Origin of the sequence: Exiguobacterium sp. E4787, from assembly GCF_018618375.1 — a bacterium.
Lineage (GTDB): Bacteria > Bacillota > Bacilli > Exiguobacteriales > Exiguobacteriaceae > Exiguobacterium > Exiguobacterium chiriqhucha.
This window is the reverse complement of record NZ_JACSLY010000001.1, coordinates 389,420-410,762: the sequence shown is the minus strand read 5'-3', so window position 1 is coordinate 410,762 and position 21,343 is coordinate 389,420. Positions and strand designations below refer to the sequence as shown.

20 protein-coding genes, 1 riboswitch and 1 other annotated feature are annotated in these 21,343 nt (G+C 53.6%); of the genes, 16 read left to right on the top strand and 4 right to left on the bottom strand.

The features are described 5' to 3' along the window. The 9 genes from KNP80_RS02115 to KNP80_RS02075 all read left to right on the top strand — a co-directional run bounded on the left by KNP80_RS02115 (position 1) and on the right by KNP80_RS02075 (position 8,659). Positions 1-495, top strand: coding sequence for an Lrp/AsnC family transcriptional regulator (locus KNP80_RS02115; RefSeq protein WP_021065542.1), 495 nt, complete (start codon positions 1-3; stop codon positions 493-495). Then, positions 492-1,676, top strand: a complete 1,185-nt coding sequence (locus tag KNP80_RS02110; RefSeq protein WP_214831942.1) for an aminotransferase — start codon at positions 492-494, stop codon at positions 1,674-1,676. Before KNP80_RS02115 ends, KNP80_RS02110 begins: the two co-directional genes overlap by 4 nt. A 58-nt stretch (positions 1,677-1,734) precedes the next feature. Continuing rightward, positions 1,735-2,979, top strand: a complete 1,245-nt coding sequence (locus tag KNP80_RS02105; protein WP_214833487.1) for a lysine N(6)-hydroxylase/L-ornithine N(5)-oxygenase family protein — start codon at positions 1,735-1,737, stop codon at positions 2,977-2,979. A 194-nt stretch (positions 2,980-3,173) separates the two neighbouring features. Next, entirely contained in the window at positions 3,174-3,566 is a 393-nt protein-coding gene (gene yugI / locus KNP80_RS02100; RefSeq protein WP_016509788.1) for a S1 domain-containing post-transcriptional regulator GSP13, read from the top strand. Positions 3,567-3,660: 94 nt separating this feature from the next. Beyond that, positions 3,661-4,659, top strand: a complete 999-nt coding sequence (locus tag KNP80_RS02095) for a Gfo/Idh/MocA family protein (RefSeq protein WP_214833484.1) — start codon at positions 3,661-3,663, stop codon at positions 4,657-4,659. Between the two features lie 68 nt (positions 4,660-4,727). After that, positions 4,728-5,891 carry an iron-containing alcohol dehydrogenase gene (locus tag KNP80_RS02090; RefSeq protein ID WP_214833481.1) on the top strand — a complete coding sequence of 388 codons (1,164 nt, stop codon included), beginning with the start codon at positions 4,728-4,730 and terminating at the stop codon, positions 5,889-5,891. A 107-nt stretch (positions 5,892-5,998) separates the two neighbouring features. Continuing rightward, positions 5,999-7,351 (top strand): glucose-6-phosphate isomerase, encoded by a 1,353-nt coding sequence (locus KNP80_RS02085; protein ID WP_214833478.1) that lies wholly within the window; start codon positions 5,999-6,001, stop codon positions 7,349-7,351. Positions 7,352-7,449: 98 nt separating this feature from the next. Continuing rightward, the gene (gene ytkD, locus KNP80_RS02080) at positions 7,450-7,923 is read left to right on the top strand and encodes an RNA deprotection pyrophosphohydrolase (RefSeq protein ID WP_214833475.1); all 474 of its coding nucleotides are present in this window, start codon (positions 7,450-7,452) and stop codon (positions 7,921-7,923) included. Beyond that, positions 7,904-8,659 (top strand): alpha/beta hydrolase family protein, encoded by a 756-nt coding sequence (locus KNP80_RS02075; protein WP_214833472.1) that lies wholly within the window; start codon positions 7,904-7,906, stop codon positions 8,657-8,659. Before ytkD ends, KNP80_RS02075 begins: the two co-directional genes overlap by 20 nt. 35 nt (positions 8,660-8,694) lie before the next feature. Here the strand turns inward: KNP80_RS02075 and pckA are convergent, their stop codons facing one another. Next, a complete protein-coding gene (gene pckA / locus KNP80_RS02070; RefSeq protein WP_214833469.1) occupies positions 8,695-10,266 on the bottom strand; it encodes a phosphoenolpyruvate carboxykinase (ATP) in 1,572 nt (523 codons plus the stop codon). Positions 10,267-10,581: 315 nt separating this feature from the next. Continuing rightward, a riboswitch (SAM riboswitch) is annotated at positions 10,582-10,701 on the top strand. A gap of 132 nt (positions 10,702-10,833) precedes the next feature. Between pckA and metK the strand changes: the two genes are divergently transcribed. Then, positions 10,834-12,042, top strand: coding sequence for a methionine adenosyltransferase (metK, locus tag KNP80_RS02065; protein WP_214833466.1), 1,209 nt, complete (start codon positions 10,834-10,836; stop codon positions 12,040-12,042). A 39-nt stretch (positions 12,043-12,081) separates the two neighbouring features. Here the strand turns inward: metK and KNP80_RS02060 are convergent, their stop codons facing one another. Continuing rightward, positions 12,082-12,579 (bottom strand): hypothetical protein, encoded by a 498-nt coding sequence (locus tag KNP80_RS02060; protein WP_214717600.1) that lies wholly within the window; start codon positions 12,577-12,579, stop codon positions 12,082-12,084. A gap of 164 nt (positions 12,580-12,743) precedes the next feature. On the opposite strand from KNP80_RS02060, the gene KNP80_RS02055 reads away from it, so the two are divergent. Together KNP80_RS02055 and KNP80_RS02050 are read left to right on the top strand one after the other, a co-directional pair. Next, the gene (locus KNP80_RS02055; RefSeq protein WP_214833463.1) at positions 12,744-13,214 is read left to right on the top strand and encodes a GNAT family N-acetyltransferase; all 471 of its coding nucleotides are present in this window, start codon (positions 12,744-12,746) and stop codon (positions 13,212-13,214) included. Between the two features lie 89 nt (positions 13,215-13,303). Continuing rightward, complete coding sequence (locus KNP80_RS02050; RefSeq protein ID WP_021065554.1) at positions 13,304-14,020, top strand: alpha/beta fold hydrolase; 717 nt, start codon at positions 13,304-13,306, stop codon at positions 14,018-14,020. Between the two features lie 32 nt (positions 14,021-14,052). On the opposite strand, the gene mnmM is transcribed toward KNP80_RS02050, so the two are convergent. After that, complete coding sequence (gene mnmM / locus KNP80_RS02045; protein WP_214831932.1) at positions 14,053-14,625, bottom strand: tRNA 5-(aminomethyl)-2-thiouridylate-methyltransferase MnmM; 573 nt, start codon at positions 14,623-14,625, stop codon at positions 14,053-14,055. Then, a complete protein-coding gene (gene mnmL, locus KNP80_RS02040; RefSeq protein ID WP_214833460.1) occupies positions 14,579-15,556 on the bottom strand; it encodes a tRNA modification radical SAM protein MnmL/YtqA in 978 nt (325 codons plus the stop codon). The genes mnmM and mnmL overlap by 47 nt, the downstream gene beginning before the upstream one ends. 176 nt (positions 15,557-15,732) lie before the next feature. Between mnmL and KNP80_RS02035 the strand changes: the two genes are divergently transcribed. From KNP80_RS02035 to KNP80_RS02020, 4 genes are all read left to right on the top strand, one after another. Next, a complete protein-coding gene (locus KNP80_RS02035) occupies positions 15,733-16,923 on the top strand; it encodes an MDR family MFS transporter (RefSeq protein ID WP_214833457.1) in 1,191 nt (396 codons plus the stop codon). A 42-nt stretch (positions 16,924-16,965) separates the two neighbouring features. Beyond that, positions 16,966-17,183 (top strand) — a binding site (T-box leader). 38 nt (positions 17,184-17,221) lie between these two features. After that, positions 17,222-19,627, top strand: coding sequence for a leucine--tRNA ligase (gene leuS / locus KNP80_RS02030; RefSeq protein ID WP_029595145.1), 2,406 nt, complete (start codon positions 17,222-17,224; stop codon positions 19,625-19,627). A gap of 117 nt (positions 19,628-19,744) precedes the next feature. Further along, on the top strand, positions 19,745-20,785 hold the full coding sequence (locus KNP80_RS02025; protein ID WP_214831928.1) for a hypothetical protein: 1,041 nt from the start codon (positions 19,745-19,747) through the stop codon (positions 20,783-20,785). A 14-nt stretch (positions 20,786-20,799) separates the two neighbouring features. Beyond that, on the top strand, positions 20,800-21,312 hold the full coding sequence (locus KNP80_RS02020; RefSeq protein ID WP_214833454.1) for a pyrophosphohydrolase domain-containing protein: 513 nt from the start codon (positions 20,800-20,802) through the stop codon (positions 21,310-21,312). Positions 21,313-21,343: the final 31 nt, after the last annotated feature.

Genomic DNA, 21,343 nt, shown 5'->3' with positions numbered 1-21,343 from the left:
ATGTACACATCGAAAGAATTAGAACTGCTCGAGTTGCTCGAAGAGAAAGGCTACCTCGAGACGAAATTGTTGGCGAACTTGCTGGCGACCGACGAGGCGACCGTTGAGGCGATGCTCGAGAAGTTCAAAGCGGACGGGATTTTGCTCGGTTTCCGGGCGATGGTCAACTGGCAAAAAATCAACCGGCACGACGTCACGGCGTTCATCGACGTCAAAGTCACACCGAAGCGCGGCCGTGGTTTCGACGAGGTCGCCGAGCGGATTTATCGCTTCCCGGAAGTGACGGCGCTCTATTTAATGTCAGGGGCTTACGATTTGCAAGTCGTCATTCGAGCGAACTCACTCCAAGACGTCGCGTCGTTCGTGTCGGATAAACTGTCACCGCTCGATTCGGTCGTCTCGACGACGACGCACTTCAAACTGAAGACGTATAAACACGATGGCATCTTGTTCACCCCACAAGTCGAAGACAAACGGTTGAACATTACGCCATGAAGTCACTATCTCAACAAGTCGTCTCGATGAAGCCGTCCGGCATCCGCCGCTTCTTTGATTTGGCGCAAACGATGGAAAACGTCGTCTCTCTCGGGGTGGGGGAGCCAGATTTCATCACGCCATGGAATGTGCGCGAGGCGAGCTATGCAGCGCTCGAGCAAGGGTATACGGCTTATAGCGCCAACGCAGGACTCCTCGAGTTGCGACAAGAAATCGCGAGTTACATGACGGACCGGTTCGGGGCGACGTATGATCCGGCGACGGAATTGATTGTCACGACGGGCGCCTCACAAGCGCTCGATATCGCGTTCCGGGCACTCCTCAACCCAGGTGACGAGGTCATCGTCGTCGAGCCGGCCTTCGTTTCATACGGACCGCTCATTGAACTCGCTGGCGGGACGGTCGTTCCTGTCGCCTGTCGTCCGGAGAACGGGTTCCGTTTGAACCGGGACGATGTCGAGGCGGCCATCACCGAACGGACGAAGGCGATGCTCCTCTGTTTCCCATCGAATCCGACTGGGGCCACGATGACGGGCGAAGAGCTCACCGAAATTGCGGAGCTCGCGACGAAACACGATCTCTGGGTTGTCAGCGATGAGATTTATGCCGAGCTGTCTTACGATGAGCCGTTCACGAGTTTCGCGACGCTCCACGATATGCGCGAGCGGACGATCGTCGTCAACGGGTTCTCGAAGGCGTTCGCGATGACGGGCTGGCGGCTCGGTTTCACATGCGCGCCGGAAGTCGTGACGCGAGAGATGCTCAAAGTCCATCAGTACGGCATGATGTGTGCCCCGACACTCGTCCAATTCGGCGGTCTCGAGGCGCTCCGTAGTCGCGACCAACATGTACCGAAGATGGTGAAGAGCTATCGACAGCGCCGTAACTACTTCATCCAGGCCCTCAATGACGCCGGATTACCGACGCACGTGCCGGGAGGCGCGTTCTATGCCTTCCCGTCAATCCGTCACACGGGCTTGACGAGCGAAGAGTTCGCCGAGCGTCTCTTGCTCGAGGAACGGGTCGCGGTCGTACCGGGCAACGCGTTCGGTGCGAGTGGCGAAGGTTTCGTCCGTGCCAGTTACGCGACGTCGGTCGAACAGTTACAAGAAGCGATTCGTCGCATCGATCGGTTTATGAAACAGTTCGAGGTGACGACAACAACAGACTCTCAGCGATGAGGGTCTGTTTACGTTTTAGCGGTATAATAGGTGGGAAAAGACGAGCGAGGTGAAGTCAATGGAACAAGTGGATTTTGTAGCAATCGGCTGCGGGCCGTACAATCTGGGATTGATGGCGCTCAATGAAGCGACGTCATTGAAGGGTGTCTGTTTTGAGGAACGGGAGGACTTCAAGTGGCACGAAGGCATGCTGCTCGAGTCGGCGACGATGCAGACGCATTACTTATATGATCTCGTGACGCTTGCCGATCCGACGAACCGTCACAGTTATTTGAATTACTTGAAACAGAACGGCCGCTTGCAGACATTCATCGTCCAAGAGAGCCCGACGATTCCGCGGACGGAGTTCAACCGGTATTTACAATCGGTCGCCGCCTCGCTCGACACGATCAAGTTCTCGCACCGGGTCACCGATGTCCGTCCGGCGGCGGATGGGTTTCTCGTCACGGTCGAGACACCTGATGGGGAAACGGTGCTGTCGTCACGTCACGTCGTCATCGGCACGGGAGCAGAACCGCTCGTCCCAGACGCCTTCCAAGACGTCGTCCATACGAGTTCGTATCGGATGGAGCGGGAGCGCTTGCTTGAAACCGACCGCATCGTCGTCATCGGCAGCGGTCAAAGTGCGGCCGAGGTATATCTCGATTTATTGACCCGGTCCGATAAAATGCGCCAACGAATCGATTGGGTGACGCGCTCGGATGTGTTCGAATCCCTCGAGAGTGGGAAGCTCGGCGAGGAAATTTTCAGTTTGCCGTACGTCGACTATTTCAATCGTTTGCCCTATGCGGAGCGGGATCAAATCGGAAAAGCGTTCGAGCGGTTCCGGAACGGGGTCAATCCTGAGACGCTTCGAGCGATTTATGGACTGTTGTATCATCGGACTGCGGACGGGAGTGAGCAAGCGACGAACCTGTACACGCAGATTGAAATCGAGCACATCGCACACGAAATCGTTTATACTGTCGAAGGGACGCAACAATATACGGGACAATCGTTCACGGGTGAATATGATGCGGTCGTGGCGGCGACCGGCTATCGACCGCGCATCCCGACGTGGGTCGAACGATTCGAGATTGAATGGGAAGCGGAGCAGCAGTGGCGCGTCAATAGTCGCTATCAGATTGCAACGAAGACGACGTTGGCGGGAGGTTTATTTACCCATACGAATTTAGAACATTCGCACGGTCCGGCGGCGACGAACTTGGGGATGGCAGTGTATCGAAACGCGATCATGTTAAATGAAATGATGGGGGAAACGGTGTTTGATGTGGCCGCGCAGCAACCGTTTACAAGTTTTTGAACAAAAAAAGGGCTAGGCCTTAGCCTAGCGGAATCAGGGGGGAATACTTGAAGTCTTGCTTGATTTGTATTTACCCGACCCGTCGACTTTGAAACACAAAAACAATCCCAAATAATCTTTTTTACTAATTTGTACACTTTATCGAAAAAAGTATGTTATAGTAAGTTGATGAATTTAGCATAGGAGTGTTTGTAATGGCAAAATACGAAAAAGATCAAGTTTTAAAAGGTAAAGTAACAGGAATCCAACCTTTCGGTGCGTTCGTCGCACTCGACGACGAGACTCAAGGTCTTGTCCACATCTCTGAAATCTCACATGACTACGTGAAAGACGTGAACGAGTACGTTCAAGTCGGTCAAGAAGTTGAAGTGAAAATTCTTGATGTTGATGAAGCATCTAAGAAAATCAAGCTTTCAATGAAAGCGACACAAGAAGCTCCAAAACGCGAGAAGTCGGCTAAGCCAGCTCGTCGTGGCGCACCACGCCGCAACGAAGCTTCAAACTTCAAGCAAGAAGAAGCACCAGGCTTCACTGTCCTCAAGGACAAGCTCGAAGACTGGATCAAAAACACGAACTTCAAAAAGTAAGTGATTGAGACGACCTGCCCTGTGCAGGTCGTCTTTTTTTTGTACAGGAAATGTCCCACTCGTTCACGAACAGTACAGAAAAGGAGTGAGGACCATGAAAATCGGAATCATCGGTACGGGCGGGATTGCCAAAACCGCCCATATCCCGCAATACATCGCAGCAGGCGCAGACGTCGTCGCCGTTATGAATCGGACACGCGAACGCGGAGAGGCGGTGGCGAAGCAGTTCGGAATCGAACGGGTGTACGAGACGGTCGAGGAGATGCTCGCCGAAGAGACACTCGATGCGGTCAGCATCTGTACACCGAACGCCTTACATAAACAACAAGTCATTGCCGCACTCGAGGCCGGCTGTCACGTCCTTTGCGAGAAACCGCCAGCCATCTCGGCCGACGAGGCGAACGAGATGCTAGAGGCGGTCAGACGAGCTGAGCGAACCCTTCATTACGGCTTCCACTACCGGCATCGGTCCGATACCCAACTGTTGAAGCGGATGATTGATGCCGGTGAACTCGGACACGTCTATGTCGCGACCGCGCTCGCACTTCGGCGCCGTGGCATCCCGGGATGGGGCGTGTTCACGAATAAAGAGCTACAGGGTGGCGGCGCACTGCTCGATATCGGGGTGCATATGCTCGACCTTGCTCTCTATTTGATGGACTATCCGAAGCCGGTCGATGTGGTCGGTCACGTCGGTCAATATCTCGGGACACGACCTGGTGTCGGGCTGATGGGCGATTGGGATGCGGACGCGTTCTCGGTCGAAGACACGGCGCGGGCGATGGTCACGTTCGATAATGGGGCATCCTTGTTCTTAGACGCGAGTTTCATGGCCAACGTCGACGCGGCGGACACGATGCGGGTTGAACTGCGCGGCACGAACGGTGGGGCGTCTCTGTTCCCACTCGTCATCCATACGGAAGAGCACGGAGCGTTGTTCGACAAGACACCGGCTCACCTCGCGCTCGAAGACCCGTATGCGAGACAGATTCACACGTTTCTCGAGGCGTGTCGTCAGGAGCCGTCGTACCAGCAAGCGGAACAGGCGGTGACGCTCCATACAATCATCGACCGCATCTATGCTCAGGCCTGATTGCTTTTCAATCACAAAAAACAGGGTATATAGTGTAGGTGTTACATATTTTCGAAGGAGGATGAATTATGCACAACTTTGAATACAAAAACCCGACGAAACTTATTTTCGGGACTCATCAAATCGAAAAACTCGCGAGCGAGTTACAGGCACTTGACGCCAAGAAAGTGATGCTCGTCTATGGAGGCGGGAGCATCAAAAAGAACGGCACGTACGAAGAAGTCGTGGCCGAGTTAAACAATGCCGGAATCGACTACGTCGACTTCTCAGGCGTCGAGCCGAACCCGCGCATCGAGACGGTACGTCGCGCGGTCAAAAAAGCACGCGAAGAGAACATCGACGCGTTGCTCGCGGTCGGCGGTGGTTCGGTCATCGATTGTACGAAACTTATCTCGGCGGCCATCCCGTATGAAGGCGACGCTTGGGATATCGTGCTTCGCGACCACATTCCGACAGAAGCGGTCCCGTTCGGTACGGTGCTCACGCTCGCAGCGACTGGCTCTGAAATGAACTCGGGCTCGGTCATCACGAACTGGGAGACGCAAGAGAAGTATGGTTGGGGTCACCCGCTCGTCTATCCGACGTTCTCGATTCTCGATCCGCGTTATACGGTATCGGTACCGAAAGATCAAACGATTTACGGCATCGTCGACATGATGAGCCATTGCTTCGAGCAATACTTCCACCCGAACCATGCGCCGGTCCAAGAGCGTATGACGGAAGGCGTGTTGAAAGCGGTCGTCGAATCGGCACCGAAACTCGTCAATGACTTGGAGAACGTCGACTTGCGCGCCATCATCTTGTTCGCTGGAACAATCGCCTTGAACGGTGTGCTCCAAATGGGCGCCTCGGGCGACTGGGCGTCACACAACATCGAGCATGCGGTCTCGGCTGTCCATGACATCCCACACGCAGGCGGACTCGCAATCTTGTTCCCGCGCTGGATGGAGCACGTGCTTGAAGAAGACAACGCCGCTCGCTTTGCACGCCTCGGGACGGAAGTGTTCAACGTTGAACCGGCCGGTAACGATCTTGAGACGGCGAAACGGACGATTGCAGCTGTCCGCGCCTTCTTCGACGAGCTCGGTGCACCAAGCTCACTCCGTGACTATGACATCGATGAATCGACATTTGACGCCATCCTCGACTCGGCGATGAAACGAGGCGCATTCGGTCGCTTCCGTACGCTTGAACGTGAAGACGTGGCAGCAATTCTTGAATTAAGCAAATAAGGCGATTTGATGCCTATTTTGCAATAATGATTGAACGAATCCGACGTTTCCGTTTATGATGGGTCATGTATGGCTCGTCAATGAGCGATTTATAAGGAGGAAATGACATGTCAACTGTACGTTTCGATTATTCAAACGCCCTGTCTTTCGTCGGGGAACACGAAGTCAATCAATTGCAAGAAACCGTGAAAGCAATGCATTCGGTCATTCACGACCGCAGCGGGGCAGGTAGCGATTTCCTTGGGTGGGTCGACCTTCCAACAAACTACGATACGGATGAGTTTGCTCGCATCAAAGCGGCTGCGGAACGAATCCGCGAAAACTCGGACGTCCTCGTCGTCGTCGGAATCGGTGGATCATACCTCGGCGCACGCGCGGCAATCGAGATGCTCCAACATTCATTCTTCAACGTGTTAACTAAGGAAGAACGCAACGCACCACAAGTCTTCTTCGCCGGCCACAACATCTCGTCGACATACTTGACGGAGTTGCTCCACGTGCTCGAAGGCAAGGACGTCTCAGTCAACGTCATCTCGAAATCGGGAACGACGACTGAACCGGCCATCGCGTTCCGTGTCCTCAAACAGTTTATGGAAGACAAGTATGGTCAAGATGGCGCACGTGAACGTATTTATGCGACGACAGACCGTGCCCGTGGCGCCTTGAAGACGCTCGCGGATGCAGAAGGCTACGAGACGTTCGTGATTCCAGATGACGTTGGAGGTCGCTTCTCGGTGCTCACACCGGTCGGACTCCTTCCGATTGCAGCAGCAGGCATCGACATCGATGCCCTCATGGAAGGTGCTCGCGATGCCCAAACGGCATACTCGTCTCCGAACTTGGCTGACAACGAAGCGTACCAGTACGCGGTCGTCCGTAACGCCTTGTATGCGAAAGGCAAGTCAATCGAGTTGCTCGTCAACTACGAACCAGCCTTGCATTATGTATCGGAGTGGTGGAAACAGCTTTATGGCGAGTCAGAAGGAAAAGACAACAAAGGGATTTTCCCGGCGGCGGTCGACTTCTCGACGGATCTCCACTCGATGGGACAATACATTCAGGAAGGTCGTCGTGACTTGTTCGAGACGGTTATCCGTGTCACGAACGTCCGTCACGCGATGAACGTGCCGGAAGATTCACAAGACCTCGATGGCTTGAATTTCCTCGCTGGTGAGACGATTCAATTCGTCAACGACAAGGCGGCTGAAGGAACACTCCTCGCCCACACTGACGGAGAAGTCCCGAACCTCGTCGTCGAATTGCCAGAGATGACGCCGTACCACCTCGGTTACTTGTTCTACTTCTTCGAGAAGGCATGCGCGATGAGCGGATACATTCTCGGAGTGAATCCGTTCAACCAACCAGGCGTTGAAGCGTATAAAGCGAACATGTTCGCGTTGCTTGGAAAACCAGGTTACGAAGAGCAAAAAGCTGAGCTTGAAAAGCGCTTGAACCAATAATTTTGAGTAGGTCCGCTCCGGCGGGCCTATTTTTTTGTTTGAAACTAGTGGAAGACAAGGTAAAGTGAGAGTAGACAGGGGAAAGAAAGGGATGGACTATGTTGACATTCACGGACTACTATCACAATAAAGTCGAGTTGAGCTTTGCGCACTATCCATTTTCGGATACGCCGCTCCACGTCTGGGTCGTCGCTCGCTATGAAAATCAATGGGTACTGACGAAGCATAAACAGCGTGGGCTCGAGTTTCCGGGTGGGAAAGTTGAACCCGGCGAACACGAGGATGATGCTGCGATTCGGGAAGTGTATGAAGAGACGGGCGGTGTCGTGAAGACGCTCCATTATCTCGGCCAATATCGCGTGCTCGGGCGCGGCGACACGGTCATTAAAAATATTTATTTCGCCGAAATCGAACGTTTCGACGATCATCCGGCGGTCGACGAGACCGATGGGGCCGTCCTTATGAAGGAATTGCCGACGAATCTGCTCCGCAACAATCGGTACAGCTTCATGATGAAAGACCGGGTGCTACCGGAAACGATGAAGGTGCTCTATGAAAAACAATTGGTTTGACAAGGTCGAGGTCCTGCCGCCATATGCCGGTTACCCGGTCCATCGTGGCTGGTATGCGACGCGTGACGGTGAGGACGTCGTCGCCTATACGATCACACCGAAACGGCCGAACGGACACGTCTTGTTCTATCTACGCGGCGGAACAGGACGCATCGGGGATGTGCGTTTGCCCCGGTTGATGCAGTTCGCTGCCAAAGGTTTTCATGTCGTAGCGCCTGTTTACCGGGGTAACCATGGCGGAAGCGGGAAAGAGGACTTCGGTGGCGCCGATTTAGAGGACGTCCTGTCTCTCTACGATCGCGTCCGTCGAACGGATACGTTCATTCATGCCCTTGGTTTCTCGCGCGGGGGCATGATGGCGTTGTCGCTCGCCGCGGAACGACCGCTCACGTCCGTCACGTCATGGGCGGGTGTGACCAATCTCGAGTGGACGTATGAAGAACAGCGTTCGATGCGGAAGATGTTGCGCCGTATGACCGGGGGCGACCCGGAAGCGGCACGTGCAGCTTATGTCGAGCGCTCGCCGCTCTACAAGGAATGGGATGCACCGACGTTGTTGATTCACGGCACCGATGATGAACAAGTCCGCCTGCGCCATGCGACGGCGGTCGCGGAACGGATGGGGGAGCGGGCCGAACTTTGGGTCGTCCCGTTCGCCCATCAACTCCCGTTTTGGGAAAAATGGAAGACGACCGATGCGGCGATGGACTGGATGCTCGCCAACTCAAAAAAATGAGACGACTGCCGAATCGGCAATCGTCTCATTTTTCGTTATACGATGATTGGTCCGGCCGCAACGACCGCCTCACTCGCTTTCGTGAATCGTTTGAAATTGTCCTGGAACTTCCGGGCGAGCGCCGTTGCCTCGGCATCGTAGCGCGCTCCGTCTTTCCATGTGTCCCGCGGATTGAGCACGTCGCCTGGCACGCCATCAATGTGGCGTGGAATCTCGACATTGAAAATGTCGTGGCGCGTCGTCTCGACGTCACGCAATTTGCCGTTGACCGCCGCGTTCACCATCGCCCGTGTATAGGCGAGCTTCATCCGTGATCCTTCTCCGTACGCGCCCCCGGTCCAACCCGTGTTGACGAGATAGACGTCGACGTCGTGCTTCTCAATCAGCGTACCGAGCATGTCCGCATAGCGCTCCGGTGCGAGTGGCAAGAACGGTGACCCGAAGCAGGTCGAGAACGTCGCCTGTGGTTCAGTGACGCCGCGCTCCGTGCCGGCGAGTTTTGACGTATACCCTGACAAGAAGTGGTACATCGCCTGCTCTTTCGTCAATTTGCTGATTGGAGGCAATACCCCGTATGCATCGGCCGTCAAGAAGACGATCGTGTTCGGATGACCGGCCCGTGACGGAAGCATCGCGTTATCGATGAATTGAATCGGATAGGCGGCCCGTGTGTTCTCGGTGAGCGAGATATTCTTATAATCCGGTGCCCGGTTCTCGTCCAAGACGACGTTCTCAATCAATGAGCCGAAACGGATGGCATCGTAGATTTCCGGCTCGTTCTCGCGCGACAAATTGATCGTCTTCGCGTAGCAACCGCCCTCGATATTGAAGACGCCGTCGGGTGACCAACCGTGCTCGTCATCCCCAATCAAATGACGTTCCGGGTCGGCCGACAGTGTCGTCTTCCCAGTTCCCGATAGACCGAAGAAGAGGGCCGTCTCGCCGGCGTCCGATACGTTTGCCGAGCAGTGCATCGATAACACATGTTGTTCCGGCAACAAGAAGTTCATGACCGAGAAAATCGATTTTTTAATCTCGCCGCCGTATTCTGTTCCCCCGATCAGAATGGTCCGCTTGGCGAATGAGACGAGAATAAACGTTTCGGAGTTCGTCCCGTCGACGACTGGGTCGGCCTTATAACTCGGTGCATAGATGACCGTGAATGGCTCGAAGGCACCTTTCGTCGGCCATTCGCGCAAGAACAACTGTTTGGCGAACAAGTTGTGCCACGCGTATTCCGTGATGGCACGGACCGGGAGCGTATAGTGCTCGTCTGCCCCTGCAGACGCCTCGAGATAATAAAGCTTGTCTTTCGTTTCGAGGTGCGTCAACACTTTGTCGAGCAGCGCGGTGAACTTCTCTTCCGCGATCGGTTGGTTGACCGGACCCCAGTCTACTAAATGGTTGCTGACTTCATCTTGCACGACGAATTTGTCTTTCGGTGACCGTCCTGTGAATTTCCCAGTACTGACCGATAAAGCCCCGTCTTTCGTCAGTACGCCCTCACCGTTGTGAATGGCTTCTTCCACCAGTTCTGGAACCGTCAAGTTCCGCATCATGTCGGCACCTTTAATTAATTCTTCGATTTTCAGGAGCGTTGTAGCCATCCTGAATCCCACCTTTCCCCTAAATAGATGTGGATGAAATCCGCATACTTCCGCGTTTAATCAGTATGACGTTTTTATTATATGTGACATACTAATCAAAGACAAGCATTTTTTACCCTTTAAAGTAAGCGCTTTCTTACATTGTCATTCTAACATATTCTGTACCAGGTCATAGTACAAAAACCAAAACGGACAAAAAAATGTTTGATATTTCACAAACATAACTATTTGACCGTTTGTGAAAAGTTTGACGAATTCGGTCGATACGCTTGACAGAACGGGGTGTCATTTATATGATGGTCTTCGTAACGGATACTCTTATTCTGAGCGGTGGAGGGAACAAGGCCCTACGAAGCCCAGCAACCGTCCGATTTTTCATTGTTATTCGGAAAAGGTGCTATCCTGAAGCGAAGCGTAAGCTTCGAACGATAAGAGGGTAAGGAAGAACGATTCAACCTTTCCCATTTGAACATGGCGAGAGGTTTTTTTCATTACCGTCCCAAAGCAACGCGTAAGGGGAACGAGTACCGTCCACACATCACCCTTTATTATAGGAGGTTTTTCGAAATGGCAAACTTGAACCGTCGACTTTTCACTTCGGAGTCCGTCACGGAAGGACATCCGGATAAAATTTGTGACCAAATCTCAGATGCGATTTTGGATGCAATTTTAGCTGAAGATCCAAACGCCCGCGTTGCGGCTGAGACGTCTGTCACAACAGGTCTCGTGCTCGTAGCAGGTGAAATCACAACATCAACTTACGTGGATATCCCGAAAGTTGTTCGTGAAACTGTTCGTGAGATCGGCTACACACGTGCGAAATATGGTTTCGATGCAGAGACTTGTGCAGTCCTCACATCGATCGATGAGCAATCGGTAGACATCGCGCAAGGTGTTGACCAAGCGCTCGAAGCTCGTGAAGGACAAATGACTGAAGAAGAAATCGATGCGATCGGTGCTGGTGACCAAGGTCTCATGTTCGGTTACGCAACAAAAGAGACGCCGGAACTCATGCCGCTCCCGATTTCACTCGCTCACAAATTGTCACGTCGTTTGGCAGAAGTTCGTAAAAACGGCACGCTCGCTTACCTTCGCCCAGACGGTAAGACACAAGTGACAGTCGAATACGACGAAGCGAACAACCCAGTTCGCATCGACACAATCGTCATCTCGACACAACACGCAGAAGACATCACGCTCGAGCAAATCCAAGCTGATTTGAAAAAGCACGTCATCGATGCAGTCATCCCGGCTGAACTCATCGACGCGGAAACAAAATACTTCATCAACCCGACTGGCCGCTTCGTAATCGGTGGACCACAAGGGGATGCAGGCCTTACAGGACGCAAAATCATCGTCGATACGTACGGTGGATACGCACGTCACGGCGGCGGCGCGTTCTCAGGTAAAGATCCTACCAAAGTTGACCGTTCAGCAGCATATGCAGCTCGTTACGTGGCGAAAAACCTCGTCGCAGCGGGACTCGCTGACAAAGCAGAAGTTCAACTTGCTTACGCAATCGGTGTTGCTCACCCGGTATCGATTGCGGTCGATACGTTCGGCACAGGCAAATTGAGCGAGACTGAGCTCGTCGAACTCGTTCGTGAGAACTTCGACCTCCGTCCGGCGGGTATCATCAAGATGCTCGACCTTCGTCGCCCAATCTACAAGCAGACAGCAGCTTACGGCCACTTCGGTCGTACAGACGTGGAACTCCCATGGGAGCAAACGGATAAAGCGGCAGTGCTCGAAGAAGGCGCGAAACGCTTCGCATAAGCATAGAAAAACGACCTTTCACTCGAAAGGTCGTTTTCTTTAGGTTTGCGGCTTATGTTCAGTTGTCGTGTTCTCTTTGCCAAGTGCCGTATCTTTCGCTTCGACGACTTTCTCGCCGATTGATTGTAAATCCGATTTCGCTTCTTGCGCCGTCCCGACGACTTTGTTCACGTCTTGTTTGACCGTATCAACTTCACCGGCGACTTTTTCATAGACGTTTTGCACGTCGGTCGCGACGTCTTGAATGACCTCGGTCGCTGCTTTCACTTGACCGATGACCTGTGACGCCGTTCCGGCCGGGTCTTGCTTGACCGTATCGACGAGACCGCCGACCGATGACTTCGCGCTCGAGAACGACTGTTTCGTGTTCTCACGGTTCGACGTGCTAAGTAAGGCGAGCAGGCCGCCGACGAGGGCGCCGAGGAGCATCCCGGTCACGACTGTGATTTTTGGACCTCCTGTGCTCGTTTGTTCAAACTGACGGTTCGGATGATTGGATTGCTCGACTTGTGGGTCATGCTGCAATTTCGGTTCCATGATAACACTCCTTTTTGTAAGTTGGCATTGATACTCTTATACCCGACACAAAATGGAAAATAACGTCTTCCCTCATTTCGACATCAAAAAGTAATGAACGGGCAGGATATTTTTTTGTTGATGGGGAATGTTACTACTAGATTGGCCAAAAGGGGGATGCCGTTATGAAGATTCGAGAAGCCGTGCCAGAAGATGCCGCCACCATCCGCGACATTGCGCTCGCGACGGTCAGTGAACGAGACGAGGTTCGTTCGAAAGTAATGGAACGCGCCTATCAACAAGAAGAGATCGTCCGCGCCATCAGTTCAAGCGAGGAAGCGAAAGAGCAGTTGTTCATTGTCGGTGAGGCCGAAGGCGACGTCATCGGCTTCTATCACGCCATCGACCGCGGGGACACATGGGAAGTACTCCGTCTCTATCTTCATCCGGCTCATCACCGTCAAGGCCTAGGGACGGCACTGTTGTCGCATCTACGGGAACGGAAAGTCCAACCGATCGAGCTGTACATCGAAAGCTCGAACGAGCAAGCCATCGCTTTCTTGAGTCATGAGGCGTTCATCGAACTGAATCGAATCCAAGAGGAAGTGTACGATCAACCGATGGAACTGATTCATTTACGGTACGACCCGCGCTAAGACCCTAGACGGATTTTCAACCAAACATCAGTCTCGGCTGATGTTTTTTGTTAGTATAAAGATATGTGATAACAAAATGAGGTGACAGCATGGCTTATGAAGAAGAATCACGAAAAGGGGTCATCGTGATCGTGTATCCGCTCCAGTTCACGTCGCGTTTGAGTGAAGCGTTTTTAGGACGGTTGCGGGACGAGTATGAAGTCCTCGTCGTGACCGGCCAGACGGTCGGTTTGACGGCAGAAGACCATAAATTGTTAATCAAGAACACGTTACGTGAGGCGAGTCAGTACAAGCTGCCGATTCACGTCATCGCGTTCAGTCTCGGGGCGTTGTTGACGAACCGCTTGCTCCAGGAATATGACGTGCCGCTCGGCAGTCTGACGTACATCTCACCGCTGTTCGACTGGCATCCGTCCCGCCAAATCGGCGGACTGAAACAAGTCGTGGCCAGTGCGGTCGACCGTTTCCGTCCTGACCTTCCGCTCGGCATGATGACGTTCATGGGTGGCGGGGAAGAGTCGTCGCGCTTCGGGGAGATCACGTACGGTCAATACCGTGAAATCGAAGAGGAAATCGTCGAGCATCAAGAAGAGAAGAAACATTTGCCGCGTCTGCCGCTCGCTTGTTTCTACGCACCGGACGATCGCTTCGCCGATGTGAAATTGACACTCAACGTCTGCCGGAAAATCGGCGGCGACCAAGTGTATATCCGCCGGCTTGAAGGGTTCCCGCACTTCGGCTATGAACGATTGAATACGAAGTTCGCGGAGACGCTCATCACGTTTTATGAATTGATTCGAGAATGAAAACAGGCGACTCGCATGAGTCGCCTGTTTTTTTATGCTCGTTTTTCAATCGCCACGATGAACGGGGGATGATTGATTTGATTGATGAAACCGTAGCGGAGGACACCGGCCCGCTTTTGATCGAGCGCCTCAACGTAGGCGAGCACCTCGTCGCGCTCGACTTTGCCGCTCTCATGGCCATGGTAGATGACGACGACGATGACGCCGCCGACGGCCATGACGTCGAGCAGTTGCTCGAGGGCGTCGATGGTCGTATTGCCAGACGTCGTGACCGTCTTGTCGCTCCCTGGTAAATAACCGAGATTGAACACGGCCGCCGTGATCGGACGTGTCTCGTCCGCCACAATTTTTTGGACCGTGTCGTGGCTGTCGTGGATAACAGTGACGCGGTCCGTCAATGCTGCTTCCTCGATACGAGTGCGTGTCGCCTCGACCGCTGCTGCTTGAACGTCGAACGCATAAACGTGTCCCGTCTCCTCGACGAGTTCGGCTAAAAACAATGTATCGTGCCCGTTGCCGGCCGTCATATCGATGGCAATGGCACCAGGCGTGACATGTTCACGAAGTAGGTATTTTGCGAACGGTAAAACTCTCATTAATCCCATGGCTCTCATCCTTCTTTTTTCCTTGGAAAGAATCACGACGCATTAATTCGGCATCGATGGCGTTCAGGACGGCCATCTTGTGCCGGCTCCACGTCGGACCAATCAACAGATCAGGCGGCCCGTCACCGGTCAAACGATGGATGACCATCTCGGGCGGCAATACTTCCAATTGATCGCAGACGAGCGAGACGTAAGTCGCCTCGTCCATGAGCTCGAGCAATCCTTTTTCGTATTGTCTGGCGAGCGGTGTCTGTTTCAAGACGTGGAGCAAATGGATCTTGATTCCTTGTACGTCCATTTTAGCAACTTCTCGCGCTGTGTCGAGCATCATGTCCGTCGTCTCGCCTGGCAGGCCGTTGATGATATGGACAACGACGCTGATCTGGCGTCGCCGGAGTTTGTCGAGTCCTTCCAAGAACGTCCTGTAGTCGTGACCACGATTGATTTTCCTCGCCGTCACATCGTGAATCGTCTGCAGGCCGAGTTCGACCGTGAGTGACGTCCGTTCATTCAACTCGGCGAGATAGTCGACGACGTCGTCCGGCAGACAGTCCGGTCGGGTCGCAATCGATAGACCGACGACACCGTCCTCCTCAAGGGCGGGTTCGAATAATTCCCGGAGCCGGGCGACGGGGGCATACGTGTTGCTGAACGCTTGGAAGTAGGCGATGTAACTGGCGTGTTTCCATTTTCGGTGCAGCCGCGCCTTCACTTCGGCGAATTGGACCGAAATCGGATCACAGGCGTTGCCGGCGAAGTCGCCACTTCCGTCATCCGAGCAGAACGTACACCCGCCCTTCGAGACGAGTCCGTCCCGGTTCGGACAAGTGAAGCCGCCGTCGAGCGGTACTTTGAACACTTTCCGGCCGAACTCGCGGCGATATGCTTCATTTAATTTGTGATATCTGGCTTCGCCAAACGGATGTTGCATGAATATCCTCTCCTTCTTTGCTCATGCTATCACAAAGACGAGGCACCGTTATTTCATAATAAGTAATTTTTCTTGACACTTATGGAGTGTTCCGTTAGCTTGGAGGAGGACTTATTTTTGATTCGGCCGTCGTGCCGAATTTTTATCGTTTAACGGGAGTGAAAGGAGTAACTGGTATGAACAACAAAATGCCGATTTCGGTATGGATTTTGGTCATCGCGATGGCGCTCAATACGACGGCGGCGTCTTTTTTATGGCCATTTAACACACTTTATATAAATGGATATTTAGGCGAGTCGATGACGCTCGCAGGGGTGGCACTCCTCGTCAACTCGGCGCTCGCCATCGCCGGGAACTATATCGGGGGCACGCTGTTCGACCGCATCGGCGGGAAGCGGACGCTCATCCTCTCGGTCGGATTGTTGCTCGTGAGCTCGCTCGGGTTCTTGTTGTTCCATGCCACGTTCCTCGGCTACTTAGGTTGGCTCGGATTAATCGGCTTCTCCGGTGGTCTCGTCTTCCCGACGGTATACGCCTTTGCCGGCTTGATTTGGCCGGAAGGGGGACGTCGCTCATTCAACGCGATTTACGTCGCCCAAAACGTCGGGGTCGCCCTCGGGACAGCGATGAGCGGACAGATTGCGCGCATCGATATCGAGTTGATTTTCTATGCGAACTTCTTCTTGTCGGTCTTGTTCGTCGTCGTGCTCTTGTTCGGACTTCGTTACTTGAAAGACCCGGTCCGTCCGGTCGTTCAATCGCAGCTCGAAGCTGCTGCGACGACGCTCTCTGCCGCAACGATGAAATCGATGTGGTTCGTCGCCATCGGTTACGCGGCGCTTTGGTTCGTTTACGTGCAATGGCAAGGCACGATCGCCGTCCATTCGAAAGATCTCGGCGTGACGATTAGCCAGTATTCGCTCCTTTGGACGGTGAACGGTGCCTTAATCGTATTCGCCCAGCCGCTCCTCAACCGGGTGCTTCGTTACTTTAAAGATGATTTGAAGAAGCAACTCATCGTCGGCGCCATCATCTTTCTCGCCGCTTTCGCGGTGGTCCCGTTCGCGGGCGGCTTTACGATGTTCATGGTCGCGATGGTCGTCATGACGATCGGGGAGATGTTCATTTGGCCGGCCGTCCCGACGATTGCGGCGAAACTCGCACCGCCCGGGAAAGCTGGTCAGTTCCAAGGTCTCGTCAATATCGCGGCCTCGGTCGGTCGGATGATCGGTCCGACCTTATCGGGTCTCGTCTATGACGTATTCGGGATTGGCGCTGTCTTTACGATGCTCTTCTTGCTTACGGCGATCGCACTCGCGTTCTTTATTTTCATGAAGGACATCCGGATGCCAGAAAAATCAAGTTGACGCTCTAAAACGGATTGGGCTAAAATGAACGAGTGAGATAAAACACATGTGTTGAAGAGGAATAGTATCGTGACGTCTATATGTATAGAGAGCCGGTGGTTGGTGGAAACCGGTATGTGGACCGCGAGAACTCGCCTTGGAGCAGTTCGCCTGAACTAGAGTAGGGTGAACCGAAGTTACGCCTCGTTACCGGCGTCTCAAGTGGCAGAAATGCAACATGGGTGGTACCGCGGAGAGCTTTCAAGCCTTTCGTCCCATTACCGGGGCGGAAGGCTTTTTATTATGCAGAGGAGGATGAATGTTGGACTATTTTAAACATCAAGACATCGAGCCGAAATGGCAAAAGCGTTGGGACGAGAAAGACGCATTCCGGACGACGGAGGACCCGGACAAGGAGTGTTTCTACGTACTTGATATGTTCCCTTATCCGTCAGGAGCCGGACTTCACGTCGGTCACCCGGAAGGTTACACGGCGACGGACATCATCGCCCGCATGAAACGGATGCAAGGCTTCAATGTCCTCCATCCAATGGGTTGGGACGCGTTCGGTCTTCCGGCCGAGCAATATGCCCTCGACACAGGGAACGACCCGCGCGAGTTCACAGAGCGCAACATCGGCACATTCCGCCGCCAATTGAAAGAGCTCGGTTTCTCGTACGATTGGGACCGTGAAATCAGCACGACCGACCCGAAATACTACAAGTGGACGCAATGGATCTTCACACAACTTCATGACCGCGGACTCGCCTATGTCGACGAAGTCGCCGTCAACTGGTGCCCGGCCCTCGGGACGGTACTCGCCAACGAAGAAGTCATCGACGGATTGTCGGAGCGGGGAAGCCACCCGGTTTACCGTGTGCCGATGAAGCAGTGGGTGCTTCGTATCACAGAATACGCCGAGCGGTTGCTCGATGATTTAGAAGGGCTTGACTGGCCAGACAGCGTTAAAGAGATGCAACGCAACTGGATCGGCAAGTCGGTCGGGGCCGAAGTCGATTTCAAAGTCGACGGTCACGATAAAGTCGTGACGGTGTTCACAACACGTCCGGACACACTTTACGGCGCGACATACGTCACGCTCGCACCGGAGCACCCGTTCGTGAAAGCGATCGCGACACCGGAACAAGTCGTCGCCATCGAAGCATACGTCGAAGAAGTCTCGAAAAAGACAGACCTCGAACGGACCGATCTCGCCAAAGAGAAGACGGGTGTATTTACCGGCGCTTACGCCATCAACCCGGTCAACGGGGAGAAGCTTCCGATTTGGATCGCTGACTACGTGTTGTCGACATACGGCACGGGCGCGGTCATGGCCGTACCTGGACATGATGAGCGCGACTATGAGTTCGCGAAGACGTTCGACCTTCCGATCCGTGAAGTCGTCACAGGCGGCAACTTGGATGAGGCGGCTTACGTCGAGGACGGCGTCCACGTCAACTCAGGCAGCTTGGACGGCCTCAATAAAGCCGACGCGATCGCCAAAATCATCGAAGAACTCGAACTCGCCGGCACTGGCCGTGCGAAGACGACGTATCGTCTCCGCGATTGGTTGTTCAGCCGTCAACGCTATTGGGGCGAGCCGATTCCAATCATTCATATGGAAGACGGTACGCTCAAGACCGTTGCGATTGAAGAGCTTCCGCTCGAACTCCCGATTATCGATGAAATCAAGCCGTCGGGTACGGGAGAATCACCGCTTGCGAACGCCGACGAGTGGTTGACGTACACGGATCCGGTTACCGGTGAGAAGGGGCGTCGCGAGACGAACACGATGCCACAATGGGCCGGTAGCTGTTGGTACTACATTCGCTTCATCGATCCGCACAATGAAGACATGATCGCGGACCCAGAGAAGTTGAAGCGCTGGCTTCCGGTCGACTTATATATCGGCGGTACGGAGCACGCGGTCCTTCACTTGCTCTACGCTCGCTTCTGGCATAAAGTGCTCTATGATATCGGCATTGTTCCAACGAACGAGCCGTTCCAAAAGCTTTATAACCAAGGGATGATTCTCGGTGAGAACAACGAGAAGATGTCGAAGTCAAAAGGGAACGTCGTCAACCCGGACGATATCATCAAATCGCACGGTGCTGACACGCTTCGCCTTTACGAGATGTTCATGGGACCGCTCGACGCAGCCATCGCCTGGTCGACGAACGGCCTTGACGGCGCTCGTCGCTTCCTTGACCGTGTCTGGCGCTTGTTCGACCAGACGGAGCTCACGGACGGCGCTCCGACGGCCGACTTCGAACGGACGTACCATCAGACTGTGAAGAAAGTGACAGAAGACTACGAGGCGCTCCGTTTCAACACGGCAATCTCGCAACTCATGGTCTTCATCAACGAGGCGTACAAACAAGACACGCTTCCAAAACAAGAGATGGTCAACTTCATCAAGATGCTCTCCCCAGTCGCGCCACACTTGGCCGAAGAGTTATGGGAACGTCTCGGCATGACAGAAGACTTGACGTACGCGGCATGGCCGACGTTCGATGAGTCGAAACTAGTCAGCGACACGATTGAGGTCGTCATCCAAGTGAACGGGAAGCTTCGTGCGAAGATGCACGTGGCCCGCGACGCTTCGAAAGAAGCGCTCGAGGCCGATGCGCTTGCGAACGAACGCGTTCAAGAGTTCACGGAAGGAAAGACGGTCCGCAAAGTGATTGTCGTTCCAGGAAAACTTGTCAATATCGTCGTTGGATAAGCAAAGGAATGTGTGACATTGTCACACGTTCCTTTCTTTTTCGTCATGTCGTTTTCTTTTCGGGTCGGGTTTGTTACACTAAAGGGCGATACTGCATATAAAGGGGACGAAACGTCCATGAAACGTTCATACGTACTATATACGACGCTATTTGCCGTCGTCGTCGGAGTGATTTTATGCTATGTGTTCGTCTTTTCGGACGAGGACATCCAAAGCCAAATCGCCTCGACGTTTGAGAAAATCGATATTCAAACGAGCCATCAATCGACTTCGGTACCTCCCGTCGAAGCCTCGCCGGACGAGGAGGACATCGATACGACCGATGCCCTCGAACAGATTCAAGAGATTGATGAAGTGTACTATAGTGACACGATCGGATCGTATCTCGTCTTGACGAAAAATAAAGAGTTCTTCGAAGTGAGCGGGAACGCCAATCGCGTAAATTCGTCGCTCATATTGGAGAACGAAGCGCAACCCTATCGGTTCGGCGAGTTCATCGGCATGCGCATGATTTCCGAAGACAAGATATATGCCGTCACGGCGAACGGGGTTCTTGTGACAATCGAGCGGGTAGAAGGCCGTTGGACGGAACAACGACGCAAATTGATTAAAGGAATCGCCTCGACAGATCGGTTGTTCGGCCTCGGTTACGATGAAGAGACGAAACGATTGATTATCATGAGCCGTTTGGAGGACACGCCGGATGTAGAACTGTTGTACGTCCAAGAACGGACGCTCGAGGAAGAGACAGTCGACGACAGTGAGGCGGAAACGGATACATCGTCGGAAACCGATTCAGACGACGATTCGACATCGACGACAGATGAAGCAGATGCTGAAGCAGCACCGGAACCGAAGACGGAATGGGCTGTCGAGTCGAGAAAACCGCTCACGACCGAAGGAATGAGCGCCTCGATTCAACAGAAGTTCGAGAACTTCCGCGGTGTCGGCCTCGTCGAACGCCAAGGGCGCATTTACGTCCTTGATTCGGAAGAACTCGTCCTCTATACGGTCAACCCGGACGAAGGGACGATGAACGGACAGATGGTGACACCCCGCGTCTACGGCTCGACCGGCATGTTCCTGCAAGACAATGAGATATTCGCCATCGTGCGACCAGATGTGTTCGACCTTGACGATTTCGTCTCGGTCGACTGATAGGAGAGAATGAGATGAGCAAACGTTACTTTTATGAAGAGGTTCGCCAGTTCCACAAGACATTCGGACACCCGGAGGCGAGTGCACCGCAACCGCTCGGCTTAGACCGTGCCGTCAAACGTTCGGTCTGGACGGCAGAAGAAGCTGTCGTCGAATTTTTACATCAATCGGCACGGAATGAAGAAGAGTTCCTTGCTGCCGTCGCCACGTTCCAACAAGGATTCGAACAGGCGGTTCAAAAATCGCTCCAAGACGCACCGCCGACGGACGACGTCGCTCGCCTCGTCGGACAAGGTGATGCGCTCACGGACGCCCTCTATTTCGTGATGGGCAGTTTCGTCGAACTCGGGCTCGACCCGGTTCCGTTGTTTGAAATCGTGCAGCGTGCCAATATGGCGAAGCTCGGACCAGACGGCAAGCCGATCCTCCGTGAGTCAGACAATAAAGTCATGAAGCCGGAAGGCTGGTTGCCACCCGAGCCAGAGCTCGAGGCGGAAGTAAGACGTCAACTTGAAGCAAAACAGTGACACTAAAAAGAGAGCCGATCGCACGTGCGAT